Origin of the sequence: Luteolibacter pohnpeiensis, from assembly GCF_016595435.1 — a bacterium.
GTDB classification, from domain to species: domain Bacteria; phylum Verrucomicrobiota; class Verrucomicrobiia; order Verrucomicrobiales; family Akkermansiaceae; genus Luteolibacter; species Luteolibacter pohnpeiensis.
The window spans coordinates 40,683-59,786 of record NZ_JAENIJ010000006.1 but is presented as its reverse complement, the minus strand read 5'-3'; the positions used below and the strand labels follow the sequence as shown (position 1 = coordinate 59,786).

13 protein-coding genes are annotated in these 19,104 nt (G+C 53.9%); 8 read left to right on the top strand and 5 right to left on the bottom strand.

Annotated elements, in window-relative coordinates:
• Positions 1–200: 200 nt before the first annotated feature.
• Positions 201–1,571, bottom strand: a complete 1,371-nt coding sequence (locus tag JIN85_RS05350) for a FecR family protein (RefSeq protein WP_200268381.1) — start codon at positions 1,569–1,571, stop codon at positions 201–203.
• The gene (locus JIN85_RS05345; RefSeq protein WP_200268379.1) at positions 1,568–2,095 is read right to left on the bottom strand and encodes an RNA polymerase sigma factor; all 528 of its coding nucleotides are present in this window, start codon (positions 2,093–2,095) and stop codon (positions 1,568–1,570) included. The genes JIN85_RS05350 and JIN85_RS05345 overlap by 4 nt, the downstream gene beginning before the upstream one ends.
• Positions 2,096–2,313: 218 nt before the next feature.
• On the opposite strand from JIN85_RS05345, the gene JIN85_RS05340 reads away from it, so the two are divergent.
• Together JIN85_RS05340 and JIN85_RS05335 are read left to right on the top strand one after the other, a co-directional pair.
• A complete protein-coding gene (locus JIN85_RS05340) occupies positions 2,314–4,581 on the top strand; it encodes a glycoside hydrolase family 2 protein (protein ID WP_200268377.1) in 2,268 nt (755 codons plus the stop codon).
• Between the two features lie 164 nt (positions 4,582–4,745).
• On the top strand, positions 4,746–5,681 hold the full coding sequence (locus JIN85_RS05335; protein ID WP_200268375.1) for a hypothetical protein: 936 nt from the start codon (positions 4,746–4,748) through the stop codon (positions 5,679–5,681).
• On the opposite strand, the gene JIN85_RS05330 is transcribed toward JIN85_RS05335, so the two are convergent.
• On the bottom strand, positions 5,654–6,430 hold the full coding sequence (locus JIN85_RS05330) for a GNAT family N-acetyltransferase (protein ID WP_200268373.1): 777 nt from the start codon (positions 6,428–6,430) through the stop codon (positions 5,654–5,656). The two genes, JIN85_RS05335 and JIN85_RS05330, sit on opposite strands and share 28 nt — an antisense overlap.
• 194 nt (positions 6,431–6,624) lie before the next feature.
• Here JIN85_RS05330 and prfB point away from each other — a divergent pair.
• Both prfB and JIN85_RS05320 read left to right on the top strand, forming a co-directional pair.
• Positions 6,625–7,765, top strand: a protein-coding gene (prfB, locus tag JIN85_RS05325; protein ID WP_200268371.1) for a peptide chain release factor 2 whose coding sequence is annotated in 2 segments (ribosomal slippage) — positions 6,625–6,702 and positions 6,704–7,765 — 1,140 coding nt in all. Because the reading frame shifts where the segments join, the coding sequence is not laid out codon by codon here.
• Between the two features lie 213 nt (positions 7,766–7,978).
• Entirely contained in the window at positions 7,979–8,137 is a 159-nt protein-coding gene (locus JIN85_RS05320) for a hypothetical protein (protein WP_200268369.1), read from the top strand.
• A 14-nt stretch (positions 8,138–8,151) separates the two neighbouring features.
• Here JIN85_RS05320 and JIN85_RS05315 read toward each other — a convergent pair whose 3' ends face one another.
• Together JIN85_RS05315 and JIN85_RS05310 are read right to left on the bottom strand one after the other, a co-directional pair.
• The gene (locus JIN85_RS05315) at positions 8,152–9,240 is read right to left on the bottom strand and encodes a hypothetical protein (protein WP_200268367.1); all 1,089 of its coding nucleotides are present in this window, start codon (positions 9,238–9,240) and stop codon (positions 8,152–8,154) included.
• Between the two features lie 59 nt (positions 9,241–9,299).
• Positions 9,300–10,334, bottom strand: coding sequence for a hypothetical protein (locus JIN85_RS05310; RefSeq protein ID WP_200268365.1), 1,035 nt, complete (start codon positions 10,332–10,334; stop codon positions 9,300–9,302).
• A gap of 250 nt (positions 10,335–10,584) precedes the next feature.
• Between JIN85_RS05310 and JIN85_RS05305 the strand changes: the two genes are divergently transcribed.
• The 4 genes from JIN85_RS05305 to JIN85_RS05290 all read left to right on the top strand — a co-directional run bounded on the left by JIN85_RS05305 (position 10,585) and on the right by JIN85_RS05290 (position 19,079).
• The gene (locus JIN85_RS05305; protein ID WP_200268363.1) at positions 10,585–12,696 is read left to right on the top strand and encodes a sensor histidine kinase; all 2,112 of its coding nucleotides are present in this window, start codon (positions 10,585–10,587) and stop codon (positions 12,694–12,696) included.
• Entirely contained in the window at positions 12,693–13,319 is a 627-nt protein-coding gene (locus JIN85_RS05300; RefSeq protein WP_200268361.1) for a response regulator, read from the top strand. The genes JIN85_RS05305 and JIN85_RS05300 overlap by 4 nt, the downstream gene beginning before the upstream one ends.
• Positions 13,320–13,437: 118 nt before the next feature.
• Positions 13,438–18,093, top strand: a complete 4,656-nt coding sequence (locus JIN85_RS05295; RefSeq protein WP_200268359.1) for a beta strand repeat-containing protein — start codon at positions 13,438–13,440, stop codon at positions 18,091–18,093.
• Between the two features lie 77 nt (positions 18,094–18,170).
• Complete coding sequence (locus JIN85_RS05290) at positions 18,171–19,079, top strand: PEP-CTERM sorting domain-containing protein (RefSeq protein ID WP_200268357.1); 909 nt, start codon at positions 18,171–18,173, stop codon at positions 19,077–19,079.
• Positions 19,080–19,104: the final 25 nt, after the last annotated feature.

The window sequence follows — 19,104 nt, the reverse complement described above, 5'->3', positions numbered from 1 at the left end:
GATTGTTGAACAGACTCTCTTGGTGAATCATGGCGGTTGCAGCGCCATCCATTCATCCGAAGGTAGTTTTCGCTTGGGGTTTATTTTTTAGGCAAGTTTCTGCTTGGAAACAAAATCCTGCCAGGGTTCAGCAATGGTGTCCCCAAGGTGGGAATGTGTTCCCACTTTTCATGAACCTTTTCCTGGATGACTGGGATGGACTAATTTCCCTCCAGAATCACCCGCACCTCATCGGAGGACGCTCCTGCGTAAAAGATGACCTTCACCGTGCGGCGATCTGCTGAAAGGGTGACACTATCGGGAGGGTTGAAGGTTTGTTGCAGCTCGATTCCCCGGTAGCGCTCATCCCAGCTGCCGGTGGCAAATGCGCCGTCGGTCTGCTCCAAGGCTTCCAGCTGCGCGCAAATGGCCAACACCGGTCGATCAAATGTCACCTCGCCTTCGAATCGGAGGAAGTTTTCCTCGGACACGGTTCCGACCGGATTGTAGCGGATGAGAAAACTGCGCAGTTTCTTTTCCGGATTTGGCCCGATCACGTATAATCCGCCGCCGAATTCTCCGGGCAGCGTTCCTGGACCATTGATTTCTGCCAAAATGGCACGGGTGAACGGCACTTGGCGTTTCTCCGGGATGACCAGCACGTTGTCGTTGCTTTCCATCTGCATCACCTTGGCTGGAATATCCGGATCCGCAGGAACCACGGCTCCGCGTGTTGCCAAAATCCCGTAGGAAAGCGGCCAGGTTTTCCGGAAGTCCGATGGCTCGAACACCACGGATTTCAACGGATTTTCCAGACTCGATTCCAAGGCTCCTCCCTCGGAAAGCTTCACTTTCTCTTCGCCTTTCTCGACCTGCACCATGCCGTCCAAAACGACAAATTCCTCCCGGCCGTCGTGGGAAATATTCACTCCAAATGAAGTTCCCAGATCCGTGACCACCGCAGAAGACGTGCGCACTTGGAAACCATGCGCGGTATCCGGGCACCAGGCATTGAGGCGACCCTTTTCCAAGATGACCTCATCTTCGGAGACCACCCGCATGGACATGGGGGCCTCGACAGCTACCACAGCGCGATTTTTGAAATCGAGACGCTGCAAGCCATCCACCGCCTCGACATGCATTCCGGCGCGGATATGAGTGGTGGAAATCACTTCGCCGCGCTCGTTCATCCGCGTCAAAGTCGCTACCAGATGAGACGGTTTTGCCGATTCCTGAGGCGAGTTGAGAAACAGCGGGATCAAGCCGATCAGAAATACCGCTGCCGCCGCCAGAATCGCATACGTCAATCGCCGCCGCATGATGGTGCGGGTCACGCGACCGACAAATTCGTATTCTTCCTCCATGGCCAGCTTCACCACATGGGACGAAGTTTTGCCGACAAAATCCGAGTCCTCGGAGGCTGCACCTTCAAGCAGGCCGGAAATCATCAAATGTTGGCGGACATGAGGCACCCATTGGGGATTGTGCCGCAATTGAAATTCCAGCTCACGGTGACCGGCCTCATCAAGCGATCCCTCTAGCAGGAGCTCGATCAGCTGAATCAGATCATCCGGTAGTTCGTTCGAAATCATCGTGCTTCGGCCAATTTTTCTTTCAGGCAGGTCGCCAGGCTTTGCCGGGCATGAAACAGCATTTTTCGCACCGCTGCTGGCTTCATCGAAAACAACTCGCCGATTTCATGCGACTTTTTGTCGTGATAATATCGCATTTCCACGACATTTCGTGCTTTATCGGTCAATGACTTCAGGCACGTCCGCAGTGCGGTTCGTCGGGCAGCGACGTCCATTTGCTCATCCGCAGAAAGCTCTTCCGGATCCGCTTCCAGCAACAGCCCGGTCAGGTTTTCATTCAAAAGCCGCTGGCGCCGGTTGATTTTCGCGGTCTCATTCAGCACCACATTGCGCGCGATCGCCCGCAGCCAAGCGCCGGGGTTTTCCACGGTCTCAAATTCGTCCCATTTGCGGTAGGCGATCAAGAACGCATCCTGCGCCACATCATCCACCCAAGCAGGATTCACTCCCAGCCCCAGGATGAAGAACCGTAGGCTGGAATGGTGCTCGCTGACGACTTGGGTGAAGTGTTTCAGATCTGGCATTACTGAGTACGTGTGTGATGAATCGGCCGATCGTTCCCGCAAATACCAGAATTGCCGAAGATTTTCACGGACAATTGATCGCATCACCGCATTGAGCGTGTGAAATCCACCTCTTCTTTCGATTTCCGATTTGTGGTTTCAAAACGTTCCGGCGGTATGCAAACGTCCGCCAAACCCAATTCCGCGACGGCGGATCATTTCGAATCCAAATCACATCCATGAAGACGAAAACCTTGCTGGCATTGCTGGCAGCTCTCACTCCGCTCCATGCCGAATGGAAACCGATCGAAGGCCACATCATGACTCGGTGGGCCAAAGAGGTGACTCCTGAAAATGCCTGGACCCAATATCCACGCCCGCAGCTCCAACGCGAGAACTGGACCTGCCTCAATGGTCTGTGGGACTACCAAATCACGGCAAAAGACGCCTCGACCCCGGCTGATTGGGCCGGAGAAATCCTCGTCCCATTCGCGCCGGAGGCCGCTCTCTCCGGAGTCGGTAAACTGATCCAGCCGGATCAAACGCTCTGGTACCATCGCAAGTTTTCCGCCAAGAAGACCCCTGGCAAGCGGACCTTGATCCACTTCGAAGCCATTGATTACCAATCCACCATCTACCTAAACGGCAAAGAAATCGGCAGCCACACCGGCGGATTCACTCCAACGACCTACGATCTGACGCCGGACCTCAAGGACGGCGATAATGAACTCGTTGTTCAAGTGCACGATAGCACTGGTGATTACCAACTGCTCGGCAAGCAACGGCTGAAGCCCGAAGGAATCTGGTACACCCGGGTTTCCGGAATCTGGCAAACGGTCTGGATGGAGGAAATCAACGATCGCGCGATCGAGGATCTGGACTTCACCAGCAATATCAAGTCCGGCACCATCGGAGTCCGTGCCAAGTTCTCCGGCACGCCCGTTCCCGGTGAGAAAATCCGCGTCACCGCCAGCATCAACGGCAAAGTGGCCGGGTCCGCCGAAGGAGAAAGCGTCGTCGCGGTCAGCGTCGAAGACCCCCAACTCTGGTCACCTGACGCGCCGAATCTCTACGATCTCAAGGTCGAACTTCTCAACGGCGAAGGCAAAGTGATCGACCAGGTAAAATCTTACACCGCCTTGCGCGAGCTCGGCAAAGCCAAGGATAAAAAGGGTAACTGGCGTTTCACCCTGAACGGAAAATTCATCTTCCACTGGGGTCCGCTCGACCAAGGTTGGTGGCCAGATGGATTGCTGACCCCTCCTACCGACGAGGCCATGCTTTCCGATATCCAGTATCTCAAGGACGCCGGATTCAACATGATCCGCAAGCACATCAAGGTCGAGCCGCGACGTTACTATTACTACTGCGATAAACTCGGCATGATGATGTGGCAGGATCAGGTCAGCGCGGATCACGGCCCGGCCTGGACCCGTATGGCTCCTAACCCGAAAGACGCCGATTGGCCGGATGCAGCCCACGAACAATGGGTCACCGAATACAAGGCCATGGTCGATCACCTGCGGGATCACCCATCCATCGTCGTCTGGTCTCCATTCAATGAAGCCTGGGGCCAGCACCGCACCGAGGAAGTCGGCGAAATGGCAGCCGCTTATGATCTGACCCGCCCGATCAACATCGCTTCCGGAGGTAACTTCTGGCCGGTGGGTGACATCGCGGACCAACATGCCTATCCCGATCCGAATTTCCCGGTGAACAATCCACGGTTCAAGGACTACATCAAAGTCGTCGGCGAATTCGGCGGCCACGGATGGGCGGTCAAAGGCCACCTCTGGGATGCGGACAAGGACAACTGGGGCTACGGCGGCCTGCCTAAAACCATGGACGAATGGAAAGAGCGCTACACCAAATCCATCAACGTCCTGCGCCATCTCCGGCGCCAAGGAGTCGCGGCTGGCGTTTACACCCAAACGACCGATGTCGAAGGTGAAATCAATGGCCTGCTGACCTATGACCGGGTCGAGAAGGTTCCTGCTTCGTGGCTGAAACCTCTGCATGAAGCGCTGCTCAACACCGCCGACGCGGCTGCGTATTTCAACATCGCCCCAACCTCGGAAGCCATCGCCCAAAGCTGGAAATACACCACCGACAAGCCGGATGGCAAATGGCAGGATCCGGGCTTCGATGACGCGGCCTGGAAAGAAGGCAAAGGAGGGTTCGGCACCGATTTCACCCCGAATACCAAAATTGGCACTGAATGGAAAAGCTCCGACATCTGGTTGCGCCGTGAGTTCGAAATGAAAACCCGTCCGAAGGGTAGCCTGCTCCTGCGCATTCATCACGATGAGGACGCCACTGTGTTCATCAATGGCGTCGAAATCGCCAACCTCCCCGGCCACACCGGTGAATACACCATGGTCGAGGTGAGCAAGGACGGCATCACCGCGCTGAAACGTGGGAAGAACATCCTCGCGATCCACGTCAAACAAACCAACGGCGGCCAATACATCGACGCCGGATTGGTCGATGAAGTCGAAATCCGCTGATTTCGCTGATTGATCTCAAGGCCCGCCCGCAGTGATGCAGGCGGGCCTTTTTTTGCAATTTCTGTAGTTTTGCCGCAGAAAAAAATCGATTGTTTGAAAAATTAGAGTGCCGAAAGCCCAATTCTGGAGGAATATGAGGCCCCGATCCCCAACTACCACGTCTCATGACTAAAAAGACCGCTCTTGGTTCCACCGCCGCGTTACTCATCGCCGCCGGACTCATCGTTTACTTCAACAGCAAAGGCTCGTCATCCGACCCGGCTGCGAAAACCAACGATTCCCCCCCGACCCGCTCGGATTCATCGGCCGCAAACTCGACCCACAGCAGCGGCTTCAAGCCAACTCAACCGCAGGATACCAAAACCAAACGCCGTGATCAGGGTGATGACGCCGAGCTGATCGCCAAGTACGGCGAAGCTCGTACCAATCTTTCCAAACACGTTTCCTCCACCTTCATTGGCTTGTTGGGCGACTTGGCCAGCCTGTCCGAACTCGCAAGCGCCCAAGATCCCGCCAGGGTCAACCGCGACCTGCTCAATGGCACGCTCCGCGCCTATGGTCTCACGGACGAGCTTCAGCTGACTGACGAGCAAAAATCCCAGGCTCTCGACATTGTCGAACAAACCCGCCAGCACCGGCTTGAGGAATTGAAAGGTGCCGTCACCACCCTGCAGGACGATCCAAGCCGGCTGACCAAATTCTTTCTCGCTGAAGACGCCTACAAGCGCGGAGAAACCAGCGATGCGGAATTCGCCGAGATGTATCGCCAGAGCAACGAAGAATCCCAGGATCTGTTCCTGAAAATGGAAACCCGCATGCAGCGCATGGGCCAGCCATCCTTGGCGGGTGATGAGGTTTTCAACGAAAAATTCGCCACCATTCTCAATCCCGAACAATCGGAGTCATTCCAGGCAGCGATCGACAAGCAGGAGCAGGAACGTGAGCAAAAGCTTGAAGATCCATCAAAGCTCGCCGCCGATTTGGAAACGCGCGACACCGCCTTCAGCTCCGGTCGGCAAATGATCGGTGGCGTCATGCAAATCATGCAAAGCGCCGCCCAGTTCCGCCAACTTCAGGACTCGCAAGAGGGCGAAGATTGAGTTTCGCCGATCAAGCGGAGTTCCATCCAGTAATTGATCAGCTCGACTCCGCCTAGATCGACCAAGTTTTCGCGCTGCACCACGAAGCCGCATTTTTCGAACAACGGTCGCGCACAAATCGACGCCTCCACCCACATCCGACGTGTTCCGGCTTCTTCTGCAACACGTCGGGCGTGGTGGACCAAGGCGGTCATCACTCCCTGCCGAGCAAACTCTGGATGGGAATAGGCACAATCGATGTGACCATCCGGGTCCAGTTCCAGAAAGCCAGCGATCCTTCCGCCAATCACCGCGACAAAAGGCTTCTTTTTCTGACATCGCTGCTCCCAATGCTTCGGGTTCGGCTGCCGATCCGACCAAGCAAGACATTGCTCAAGGGTATAATCCTCAGACGCGATTTCATGGATCGCCCGAGTGAAAATTTCCGCGATCGCTTCATGGTCGCCAACTTGAAAAATGCGGATGATCATTTCGCTCTGCGACTCTTTCTTCGAAACGGATGCCATAGCTGGCCGAAGTAATTTCGTGAAATCGGCTCGTGAATGCAAAACGATTCCGGCTCGTGGGGCGTGCAGGGGTAAGTTCCGAACAACAAATCCATCAGAGGAGAAACGCAGCGAGTCCCACCAAAGCTGTGCAGCCACCGCTGCGCGAAAGGGCTCCGGAACAACGGGACGCAACCAGCTGCCAAAGCGGGTGATCAACCACAGCACCACCCCGCTCCACAACAGATACTGGCCAATTGGCATCGGCCTCCTTCCCGGAATTCCCGGATGAAGCCTCCGGATTCTGGCATAGGGTTCAATTTTTGACGACGAGTCGCCATTTCATCGCCCCTACCGCCCTGGCCGGTCGAAGTTGATGAGATTTTCGCCGCATCGGGGCAAACTCGCGGGAGTTCCCCCTTGCGTCGCGCGGGCACATGTCCTTTGCTGCCGTCGCAATGTCCACCCTTCCTACCGCTGACCTCCTGGCGCTCGACATCGACGGCTTGAAAAGCCGCCTGTCGAAACTCAGGAGGTATCTTTGACGTCCCCACTCTCGAAAACGAAATCCAAACTCTGGAGGAAGCCATGGGCGCCCCGGAATTTTGGAACGACTCTGATAAAGCCAAGAGCATCAGCTCCAAAGCAGCCGGACTGAAGAAAAAACTGGAATCCTTTCTCGCGCTCGAAAGCCGCGTGGCGGACATCGAGGAAGGCATCTCGCTCGCCAAGGAATTCGACGATGCCGACATGGCGCGCGAGGCGATCGATAACGCGAAGTCACTGGAAAAGGACATCCGCTCCTACGAGCTGCTGACCTTGCTCGATCAACCGAGCGATATTTCCCCGTGCTTCCTCGTCATTTCCGCCGGAGCTGGCGGCACCGAGGCGTGCGACTGGGCGCAGATGCTGCACCGCATGTACACCCGCTGGGCGGAACGCAAAGGCTACTCGGTCGAGACGCTCGACTGGCAGGACGGCGACGAAGCGGGCTTGCGCTCCGCAACTTTGAAAATCACCGGCGACTACGCCTACGGCTTCCTCAAAAACGAACGCGGGGTTCATCGCCTGGTGCGGATTTCTCCGTTCGATTCGGCTGCGAAACGTCACACGTCTTTCGCATCGATCGATGCCACTCCGGAAATTTCCAAGGAGATCAAAATCGAGATCCAGGACAAAGACATCGAGATCACCACCACACGTTCCGGCGGCAAAGGCGGTCAGAACGTGAACAAGGTGGAAACCGCCGTGTTGCTGCGCCACCTTCCTACCGGGATTTTGATCCGCTCCACCGCTGCCCGATCCCAAGGGCAGAATCGCGAGCTGGCGTTCGAAATTCTCAAAGCGAAACTCTATCAGATTGAGGAAGACAAGCAGCGCGCCGAATCGGATCGCGCCTACGGTGAGAAAGGCGACGTTTCCTGGGGCAACCAGATTCGTTCCTATGTTTTCCAGCCCTACCAAAAGGTGCTCGATCTTCGCACCGGCGAAGAGTCCGGCAACATCCAGGACGTCATGGATGGCGACCTCGACGCCTTCATCGAAGCCAAGCTGCGCGGAAAAGTCCGCGTCAAAGGCGGCGGTGGCGATGATGATTGATTAGCACTGCGTCCAAGGTGCGGGGATCTAACACCCTGCACCTTGACAACATCTGGCCTGATGCATTAGGCGATTGGCTGAACTTTCATTTCAGTAGATCGGCCATGAGAACGACCACGGTAAAACGCCTGCTCCGGCCTGATACCCATTTTGATGCAAGCGGGTGGGGCAATCGGCGCCGCCCTTGCAGGCTTCTATTACGTTTCATAGATCATGGGATCAGGAATCAGGAGCCCAAATGGCAAGCTTGATCCGGATATGTATCAGTCCGCACTTCTCATGACCGGCATCCCGGCACTAATTGCATTGATCGGCTGGCTGTGGGCGTCCATCGGTTACCTGCTCGCGCCGGTTCGAGAGTCGGCAGTCTAAGCCGGAAATTGCCCTCACTGCGCCCACGATTTTTCCACCATCTCGCGCCAGCGTTGGCGTGCACGTTCATCCATGGGAGACGAGGATTCAGAGGCCCACCGTTGTTCAGCGGTGTCTAAGATTTGATTTCGCTCGGCCACGGGAATCTCGTCCCAGGAGGGGTCGATCGATGATGCTCTGTTGGTTTTTAGCAGGCTATTAACCAAGTAAGCATCCCGCTGTCCCATTTGCTCTGCCAGGGATAGAAGTTCGGGCTGAATCGAGCTCTCTGCTCGGAAACTCCAAATTTTATCCAGCACCGGCTGGGGGAGTTTTGCCAGATCCTCGATGGCCTCATTTCGTGAATCCGAATCGGACTCCACGATTGATTCCAAGGCCATGTTGATGCCAACCGCCCCGTTAATGCTGTCGGTTTCGTCGTTGATTTCCATAGGCGGATTCGCAGTGATCCACTCCGCTGCTTTGACGGGATCTTTCGCTGCCCAATCTGCAAGTAACTTATCGGGTAAACTAACTGGCCTCGAAGCAGAACCTACGAAATAGTTCGCCAACTTCTCGTAGTCAAAACCTTCAGGATATTCGCCTGAAACACACCATTTTGATTCCTTCGCATCTGAGTTTTCAAAAACTTCAATTGCCTTATCCGCCGAAATTTTAAGGCTTTCCCTAGTAAAACTAAATGTGGCCCCATACCCCCACATTTCATCAAAAAAACCCCGGTGCAGCTTGTAGTATTTGAAGGCTTCCCATGGATCGTCGGTGCTCAGAATTCCAACAAGCGAACTTGAAATATCATAACGGGCTTGCCCATCCAAGGACATCGCCTTTTCCCACGCGCCTTCGAACCCAAGACGATCAATCAGTTCCTCAATCACATCTGCGACGGCTCGATTATTCTTATACTCCGGTCCTAAATTCTGCAACCAGTCCCACAGGGTATCCGTATCGCAGCGAGCGATAGCTTGGCGACGGAGCTGGCTGGGATCCAATTCCTTTGGCGAGGGTGCTGGAGCATTCGCCCTAACTGGTCGGCGGCTGGTGAATTGAATACCTTCAGGGGCATCAGAAATCTCACGCTTGTGTCGGTTCTCGCCGAGAACCATGCCAAACCAGGCCGCTCCGAGCGAAAGAACTAGAACCATCGTAGATCGGGCAGCGGGTTTCATTGATCGGAATCGGTTTGAGGTTGGAAATCTGCCGGCAAAAGTGGCATGAGTTGGGTGAGTTCCTCTTGAAGCATGGTTCCGTATTTGGGCATCTCTACCTGTAGAATTCCAATCGCATCGATAACTCTTTCCTGCGCCTCAGGGCTCATTTGACGCAAGCTTTGCTCGAACCGCGCAGGACCGTCAGGGGTTTGTGTCTGGCTCCTCAGAATTTCTAAAAATTGAGCTGCAACCATTTGATCATCTGCCGTCGCCCATTCGGACCAATTTTTGAGTGCTTCTGAAAAATCTTGCGATGCCCAGGATTTAAAAAGTCCCTCCATGTAAAATCCCTCTTCCGCCAATGTTTGAGCCACTCCACTTTCTAACAATGGTCTGATATCGGTGTTGTCGGCTAGCTGAACCCCTATCTTGTCTATACCTCCATGAACCCAAACTCGGAAAAGCTCCCAAGGCACTTGGTCCGACGCTTGTCGATATGACTCTGCGTTGCCGGCGTAAGTTTGAAGCAATTTCAGTAAGGTCTCCCCACTGCAGGGTTTCACCTGATCGGATTGGCATAGATAGGCAAAGGCTCCATGTGCATCCGCGTCCGCCCAGCCATCGAAGCATGAATCATAGCACTCATCATAGACCTCCGGGCAGTTTTCCTTGAGCCAGGCCAAGGCGTTTTTGCCTTCTTTCAATCCAAGCAAACGGGCGTATTCCAGCAGATTATCGTTGGGCGAAAATGGATCTCCTCCAGCCTTTTCCGAGAGTAGTTTTTCCTTCAGCTCGGCGACCGACAGCTGGGAGAAATCCATACTCGCAGGCTGAACCGCCGTTTTCTTCGGGGATGCCTGCTCGTTGATTTCCTTGATTCTGTGGGTGAACTCATCAAGTGACGACGTTCGCGCCACCGTGTGAGCTTCGGATGAAGATGTTCGGCTGCTAGAAAGCTGAGTTGCCTCCGAGCCTTGGTGAGAAGACCAGAGAAATGCCAGAACACCCACGGGAAGTGGGATCAGCCAAACGATATCCTTCAGTTTCACGCCTATCAGCAAACACGAAAGCCACGTTTTAGCCAGACCAATCTCCAACGGCGATTGGAATCGCCCTCAAGGCGATTTCTGTTCGATCGCAAGATCAAATCTAAAAATTATACACTGCCCACTAAAACTCGGCATGTCATCTAACAAAAAACACGAAACCCACACGTTTCTGCCAGCGCAGGGCTCAGCTTGACGGGCGTTCTAGGATGGCTTTTGGCATTGCCACGCAATCACTTGGATACGGAACTCGATGAGATTTTGCCTTGGAAAAATTTGTTTGTTCGCGGCACTGGCTTTGGCTGCCTCATTTCGTTCTTACGCCAAAGAAACACCGACCTCACGGGAAGAAACCATTCCGACAGAGGAAGTCGAACAACAGAATGTTCTAACCAATGCCATCGAGGTCCGCCATCTGAAACCGGAGCAGGCGGATCGACCCTATCACGTCGAACTCGAAGGGGTGGTGACGATGTCGAATTCACGATCACTCGTGCTCCAAGATGCCAGCGGAGGTGTCTACATTCACTTTCGAACTCCGCCTGGGCAACCTCAACCCCATCCCGGCGAGATTTGGCGTATCAATGGCATCACTGGCGCAGGAGATTTCTCGCCTGTCATCTACGCCACCGATGCGCGCTTTGTTAGACATGGGACTCTCCCCGAGCCCATCATTCCGACATGGGATCAGCTTCTTGGCGGCAGCCTTGATGCCGAACAAATAGAAATCCGCGGAGTGGTCATCGAAGCATCCAAATCGCGGGTAAAACTTCTCACCCAAGGTGGCGCGACAACCATTCTATCAGATTCGTTTTACCCGTTGCCATTCGAAGCAATGACGGATGAAGAAGTCACCTCACTGATCGGTTGTCTGGTCCGATTTCGAGGAGTCTACGCCTCCAGTTGGGACATCAGCATTGGGCGTGTCCACCCCACCGAGTTCCATCTCGGGAATGCTGTCATGACGCTTGAGAAGCCAGCCCTGGAAAATCCATTTGCTGCAACTGCTGCCCACGCCAAAGATTTGTTAGGCTTTGCCTCACATCTCAATGCTCTTGAACCAGTCAAGGTCACCGGACTCGTTTTATATACCAAGCCACCGCTTTTTTTCCTGACTGACGCAGAGCAGGGTTTCCGCGCCATATGCCGGAAAAATTGCGATGTCGTCCCCGGCGATCAAGTGGAAGTCGTCGGCTATTCCCAACCGGGCGGACCATCACCAATCCTACAGGAAGCAGCCATTCGTAAAATTGGTAGAACCAAAATGCCTGCTCCCATAGCGCTCCACGCAGACGAAATTCTGGATTCAAGGTTCGATTCCACACGCGTTCGGCTGGAAGCCACCGTGTTGAGCGATTCAGTCCGTCAGAACGAGCGGATCCTCGAATGCAATTCAGGCAACCATCACTTCTTTGCCTACGTTCCTAGCATATCCGACTCATTGGTTCCGCTGGAAAAAAATAGCATTATCAGACTGACGGGCACCTATCTTAGCAATGCTTCTAACAAGATATCCACCAGCTCGAATTTGTTCGAACTCAGGCTTCAGAATAAAAATGACATCGAGGTTCTGCAACGCGGCCCATGGTGGACTTTCCAACATACGGTTATCCTGATCACCATTCTGTGCGGCGCACTCCTGCTAGCGGTCGCCTGGGTTGCTTCACTGCATCGGACCGTGGCCCGGCGTTCAAAGGAACTTGCCAGGGAAATCGAGGAGCGTGAGTCACTCGAAAGACACCGTATTCTGGAACAGGAGCGCAGCCGGGTTGCGCAGGACCTTCATGATGAACTTGGGTCCGGCCTAACAGAGGCCGGGTTTCTAACCGCGCTGATGAAAAACCCGGAGATTTCCATCAAGGACAAAGATGGCTATTTGGACCAGCTCCGACAAGTCTGCCACTCGCTTGTCTCTGGCCTCGATGAGATCGTATGGGCGGTCAACCCACGCTATGATTCAGCGGAAGATCTCGCTGACTACTTTTCCTTATTCGCACCTCGATTTCTCAATCTTGCAGGAATCCGTTGCCGCTTGCAGATCGACGATCAGATTCCAAAAATCCCACTCAGCCCCCACCAGCGCCATGCGATTTTTCTGGCTACAAAAGAAGCACTAACCAATGTCGTGCGCCATTCGAACGCGAATGAAGTCATACTTGCAATAAGTGTAAAATCGACAGAACTACTGATTCGCATTACCGACGATGGAAGCGGATTTACTCCGGTCGATGAACAAGGCAACCGCAACGGACTGCGTGGCATGAAGGATCGGCTTGAGCAAATTGGCGGAAATTTCAGCATTGAATCCACACCCGGGATCGGGTCTACGGTTCACTTCATCATCCCATTGAAAGGCATCGAATGATCAAGATCGGCATCGTCGAAGACAGCAGAACCACCCGTGAAGGGCTGCGGACCATTGTCGATCTTTCTCCGGATTATCAGTGCGTCGGTGCCTATGAAACCGCGGAGGAGGCACTTCGATTGTTGCCGAAGAAATCCCCGGAAGTTGTTTTGATGGACATCCAGCTACCAGCAATGACCGGTGTGGAATGCGTGCAAAAGCTCAAAGCACTGCTGCCGGATGTCTTGGTGATCATGGTCACGGTGTATGAGGATTCGGACAGGGTTTTCAGCGCCTTGAGAGCTGGAGCATCCGGCTATTTACTCAAACGATCCGCGCCAGAGGAAGTTGTTCAGGCAATCCGTGATGTGCAGCAAGGCGGAGTCCCCATGAGCGGCGGCATCGCGCGTAAGGTCATCCAATATTTCCGCGATCAATCATCTACGATGGAGATGGTAGATAAGTTGACGCCCCGAGAGAGGGAAATCCTTGAACTGGTTGCGAATGGATTCACCAACAAAGAACTGGCCGGTCGGTTGCATCTCTCGGTGGATTCGGTGCGCTGGCACCTGAAAAACATTTACGCCAAGCTCCACGTGCATTCGCGGACCGAAGCGGCCTTGAAGTTTCGCGGCCCGCAGTAACCGGAGGCTTCAACAGCCTTTCAGGAAATCCAGCCCACTTGGGGGGGTAGTCGGGTTTTGGGTGCGTCATTTATTCTCGTTTCATCGGCATCTGGAACAAAATGCCGAAACTGGATTAATGACACGAAAACACAATCGACTCAGAAAACTGTCGGCTCTGGGAATCGCTGCCTTGCTCACCATGCAAAGCGGTTTCGCTGAAGGCCCCAAGGTAGTCAACATTATCAACTTCATCCGCGGCACCGAACCAAGGGCGAATGTCGATTTGTTAGAACCGGTGATCCAGCAAATCCAACTTGCGATGCAACATGGGCTGCCGACGACTTTCCTCATTCAATACGATGCCTTGGTAAACCCCGATTTTGTCAATCTTCTGAAAAACGAATTGGGACCGAATGACGAAATTGGCGTCTGGTTGGAGGTCGTGCAACCACAGGTCGAGGCCGCTGGTTTGGAATGGAAAGGTCGCTGGCCATGGGATTACAACGCCGCAGTCGGACTTACCGAAGCCTACACCCCTGAAGACCGACAAAAGCTCATGGATGTCCTGATGGAACGATTCAAAACCGAGTTTGGCGAATACCCGCGCTCGGTGGGCTGCTGGGTGTTAGACGCACCCACCTTGAACTATCTGTCGGATAAGTATCACATTGTGGCTGCCTGCAACTGCAAAGACCAGAGCGGCACGGATGGCTACACTCTTTGGGGTGGATACTGGAATCAGGCCTACTACCCGAGCCGTATCAATGCGTTCATGCCTGCTCAGACAACCGACAAGCAGTTAAACGTGCCGATCTTCCGAATGCTTGGAAGTGATCCGGTTTATCAATATGATCACAACCTTGGAAATGGAATTCAGGGAGTGATCTCGCTTGAGCCAGTCTATCGACCCGGTGGCGGATCGCCGGACTGGGTGCGCTGGTTTTTTGATGCCAACTTCAACGCGCCGAATCTTGCTTTTGCTTACACCCAAGCCGGACAGGAAAATTCATTCGGTTGGCCTGCGATGGAAGCCGGTTTGAAGGATCAATATCAATTGATGGAAGAGCAAGTAGCGGAAGGCAAAATCCGGGTTGAAACTCTCGAACAATCCGGAAGCTGGTACCGCGACCATTTCGAAACCACTCCGGCGACCGCGGTGGTAGCAATGGATGATTTCGATGACCAGGGCCACCGCAGCATTTGGTATGAAAGCCGGTTTTATCGGATCAACTTCTACTGGGAAGGCAGTAGCTGGCGGATCCGCGACCTTCACATTTTCAATGAAAAATATCCGGAAAGGTATTTGAAGGATCGAGTCACCGGCTCCACGGCAACCTACGACACACTCCCTGTGATGGATGGTTTCCATTGGAGCACTGCAAGTGACCTTGCGGGCATCCGACCTCTGGTCAACACTCTGGAAGCTACCCGGCAGTTGCTACAAAATGGTGAACCTACCGTAAGCGAAGTGGGAACTGATGGACTGTTGATTCGCATGCCAATCAACAGTGGCGGTGAACTGAAAATCCATTGCAGCCCCGATCAACTCATCCTGGAAGTCACGGGTGAAAATGCACCATCCGATTGGGGAATGGAACTCGGCTGGAGTGCTCAGCAAACCACCTCGATCGTGACGTCCACCGAGCGCAGCATCGGCTACCAACACAATCGTTTTGGGTATGCCCTGCGCACAACAGACGCCAAAGTTTCCAACGGGATGGATTCATCCAGTCTGTTGATCCGCCCTGATAACTCGACGGTGACTTTCGATTTCAATCCTGACAATGCGAACGCTTATTGGGACACCAATGGTTCGGAATTTGGAGCGGGCTCGTCGACAAGTGGGGTCTGGAATCAAACGAATCCAAACTGGACTGATTCGGCAGATGGTACGGAGGAAACCGTAGCTTGGCCTGAATCCGGGCATTCCGCGGTTTTTTCCGCCGGAAACGATGCCACCTCTGCCAGCACCATCAGTGTTACCGGAGAACAAACTGCAGAAGGAATATTGGTTGAGGAAGGAGATGTGACCCTGAGTGGTGGATCTCTGCAGCTCATGACGCCAGCTGTCATACGTGCTGAGGAAAGTGCCAGCCTGGACATCGAATCCGAGCTAACGGGCAGTAGTGGTTTACTCCTGGAAGGCGATGGCGACATCCGAATTTCCGGAACCCACCCAATCGCAGGCCCTCTTGGCATCACCGCTCCCTCACTAAGCTTTGCAAATGGCACCAGTTTTCCCACCCTGACCAGCATCTCAATGGGAAGCGGGACTTCCCTCACTGCCGAGGATGTCATGCTTGGCCTAACGGATACGCTGAGTTTGGACGGCGCGAATTTCTACGGCTCAGGCACGACTTCCGTTACAGCACGCAACCTGACACTTACCACCACCAGCAATCTTCCATCACTTCACCTGGATGGCATGGCGGCGGTTCATTTAACGACTTCCTCTCCCGGCCAAAGCACCTTTCAGATGGATGGCGGTTCCGTTCGTCTGAGCGGGTCAGCCATTCTAACCACGGATCGTTGGACAAACCGTGGCAGTAACCTTGCACATAGCTTGGAAGTTTCTGATCAATCGCAACTACTGATCCATGATGACTTCGTCCTTGGCGCGAATCCTGGGGCAGCTCTCACGGTCAATCAATCTGGAGGAACTGTTAGCAACACGGGGACTACGAACAACCCCGGAGGAGATAATGCATCGAACCGCTGGGGTCTATGGAGCGGTGGAGCAAATGTAACCTACAACATCAGCGGAGGGACGCTCGATCTAACAGGCGCTCCGTTATACCTTTCATGGGATAGTGAAGCCTCCCTGAACATTAGTGGCACCGCGCAAGTGCACCTGAAAGGCATTGAGTTTGGTTGGGGCGGACGGAGTCAATTTGCCGCAGTAAAAATGACAGGAGGAACCCTGTCCATTGGCACTGCTGGAATCTCGAACGGAGCTACATCCAACAAAAACTTCGAAATGGCCGGTGGCACCTTAGCAGCCAGTGCCAACTGGGCGTCCGCTGTTCAGCCAAATGTCACAGCTCCTGCGACCATCGACACCTCAGGCGGCGAAATTTCTCTTGCAGCAGGATTATCTGGAACGGGAAATCTAACAAAAACTGGCACCAATGCTCTCGCCCTGACCGGGCCTTCTCCCTACTCGGGGAGCATTGATGTGATGGAAGGCACATTACGGATCGGCACAACTTCGTCATTAACAGCGAATGTAGCATCTGGCGCCGTGATCGCTCCTGGCAATCTTTACGCTCAAGGCAGCGGCAGCATAGGCAGACTGGATCTGGCAGATGGATCAGCATCGACATTCCGCATCGGCGGATCAGCAAACAGCTTGTCGGTCACTTCTCCCGACGGCCTGGTAACTTCTGGCGCCCACCATATCCACATTTCAGCATCAACCGGTGCAACTCCAGGCACCTACCCGTTGATCTACTACAATGGCAGTATCGGCGGCGATGGAATGTCTGCTTTCAATCTCACACCTACCCCAGGTATTACCGCCACCTTGGTGAACAACAGCGCGACCTCCTCCGTGGATCTGGTTGTCACAGCGGTCGAGCCGATCGAGGATACCAGCCTATTGATTCGTGAGTTATTTGATGGAATCGCTGGCCCGCCACCCGGAACGAATAGCACACTGAATGGCAAGGGTGACACAACAACCACCATCGGACTGACTGGAGCATGGATGACCAACGGAAACGACGGAATCTTTACTGCCAGCAATTTCAACACCGGAGCCTCCCTTCCGGGCTTGCCACCAAGTGACGGACTGGACGGTGGACTCTGGAATAATACAAACAGCTGGGGAACCACCATTTACGCAACACGTCCACTAACTGACTCCATCGATTTTTCTTCTGAACGCACGATCTACTTCAGTTTCCGAGCCGACAACAGCGGAGACAGCTGCATGGGCATCGGGTTGGCATCCGGGGCAGATGGCAGTGCAGAATTCATCGGTTCGGGTCTTTCCTGGAATAATGCCCGAACTCTGGCAACTGGTGAAATCGATGCCGGAAATAGCACCTACATTAGCTACGGAACTCTTAGTAATGATAGCGGCCCGTATGGCATCAGGAATCACGAACCCATGGGCAGCATCAACGGCAGCGCGTTGATAGTCGGGAGGATCTCGCTTCATTCAACTGAACCAGATCAAATCGACATCAAGCGCTACAGCTCCGGTGATGTCATTGAAAGTGATCCCTCTACCATCACATGGACCGCAAGTGATAGTATCGATTCTTCGATGATCGCCGACCATTTACTCGTCTGGCTGAATGGCTCCAGTTCCAACACCACAGGCGAACTTGATGCGATCCGTTTCAGTAATAACTGGTCTGGAGTCACTGGCTCGATAGACCCTTACGAATCCTGGATCAGCTCAGCTCCATATTTTCTAACAGGGTCAGATGTGGCACCCGCCGCCGATCCTGATCACGATGGAATTCCTAATGCGATCGAATTCATCACTGGCGGCAACCCTCTACTTGCCAACGATCTCAGCAAAATGCCAGTCACCTTGTTAGAGGGAGATTTCTACGAATTCTCTTACCGCCGCATGGCGAGGGCGAACATCCCGCCTTATCCATTTGTGGAATATAGCACGGATCTAACTTCATGGCTACCCGCTGAAGCTGGGGTCAATGGAGTGCTCATTACACAAGATGCGGATCAATACGGACCCGGGATCGATCGGGTACTTGTCAAAATTCCCCGCACCATCACCCAGAACGAAAAGTTGTTCACGCGCCTGAACTCGAACCGCTGACACCCGGCATCTCAACGAACCAAAATATCAAAATTAAAACCTACATGAAAATCTGTCTAACAAACCCATTTCGCCTCATGGCGGCCAGCCTCGCCATCCTGTTCACCTGCAGCAGCACGAGCCAAGGAGCGATCATCGTTCAGGAATTGTTCGATGCCATCGCCGGCCCTCCACCCGGTAGCGATGCAAGCCTGAACGGCAAAGGCGACACCTCCACTACCGTCGGTCTAACAGGAACCTGGAGCACCCACGAAAACACAGGTATTTACACCGCCAGCAACTTCAACGCCGGGGATGGACTACCCGGGCTACCTTCAAATGCTGGCACTTCAGGAGGAATCTACAATTTCACCGGCGGCAATTACAGCACCGGAATTTACGCAACCCGCCCACTCACCAGCACCATCGACTTCAGCATCGATCAAACCATCTACTTCAGCTATCTCGCCAATAATAGCGGAGATACCTCCATGGGCATCGGCCTCTCATCGGGTACGGGTGACGCGGCAGAATTCGTGGGTGCCGGATTAAGTTGGAACAATGCCCGCACTCTAGCGACAGGTGATCTCGATGCCGGTAATGCCGCCTACATCAGCTATGGTCAGCTTGGCAGCAATGAAGGAGTCTATGGACACCGAGATCATGAAATTCAAAACAGCGTCAATGGTGATGCACTGATTGTTGGCCGCATCATCATCAGCTCGACGGGCGCCGATTTGATCGACATCAAACGCTACGGTGTGGGCGACACGATTGAGGCTGATCCGTCACTCGTTTCCTGGTCCGCCAGTGATAGTTTGGACTCCTCCATGGTCGCAGATCATTTGGTAATTTGGATGAACGGCAACAGTGGCTCCGACGCCGGTGAATTGGATGCCATCCGCATCGGCCAGACCTGGAGTGATGTCACTGGCGTCATTCCGGAGCCAGCATCAGCCATGCTCCTTGCAGTGGGATTGGGATTCGCATGGCGGCGTCGACGCTGAAATCCAGCCGCTTCAAAGTTCACCA

Coding starts and splice junctions, on each gene's coding strand:
- JIN85_RS05350 (WP_200268381.1), bottom strand. CDS start 1,571: ATGATTTCGAACGAACTACCGGATGATCTGATTCAGCTGATCGAGCTC.
- JIN85_RS05345 (WP_200268379.1), bottom strand. CDS start 2,095: ATGCCAGATCTGAAACACTTCACCCAAGTCGTCAGCGAGCACCATTCC.
- JIN85_RS05340 (WP_200268377.1), top strand. CDS start 2,314: ATGAAGACGAAAACCTTGCTGGCATTGCTGGCAGCTCTCACTCCGCTC.
- JIN85_RS05335 (WP_200268375.1), top strand. CDS start 4,746: ATGACTAAAAAGACCGCTCTTGGTTCCACCGCCGCGTTACTCATCGCC.
- JIN85_RS05330 (WP_200268373.1), bottom strand. CDS start 6,430: ATGCCAATTGGCCAGTATCTGTTGTGGAGCGGGGTGGTGCTGTGGTTG.
- JIN85_RS05320 (WP_200268369.1), top strand. CDS start 7,979: ATGGGATCAGGAATCAGGAGCCCAAATGGCAAGCTTGATCCGGATATG.
- JIN85_RS05315 (WP_200268367.1), bottom strand. CDS start 9,240: ATGGTTCTCGGCGAGAACCGACACAAGCGTGAGATTTCTGATGCCCCT.
- JIN85_RS05305 (WP_200268363.1), top strand. CDS start 10,585: ATGAGATTTTGCCTTGGAAAAATTTGTTTGTTCGCGGCACTGGCTTTG.
- JIN85_RS05300 (WP_200268361.1), top strand. CDS start 12,693: ATGATCAAGATCGGCATCGTCGAAGACAGCAGAACCACCCGTGAAGGG.
- JIN85_RS05295 (WP_200268359.1), top strand. CDS start 13,438: ATGACACGAAAACACAATCGACTCAGAAAACTGTCGGCTCTGGGAATC.
- JIN85_RS05290 (WP_200268357.1), top strand. CDS start 18,171: ATGGCGGCCAGCCTCGCCATCCTGTTCACCTGCAGCAGCACGAGCCAA.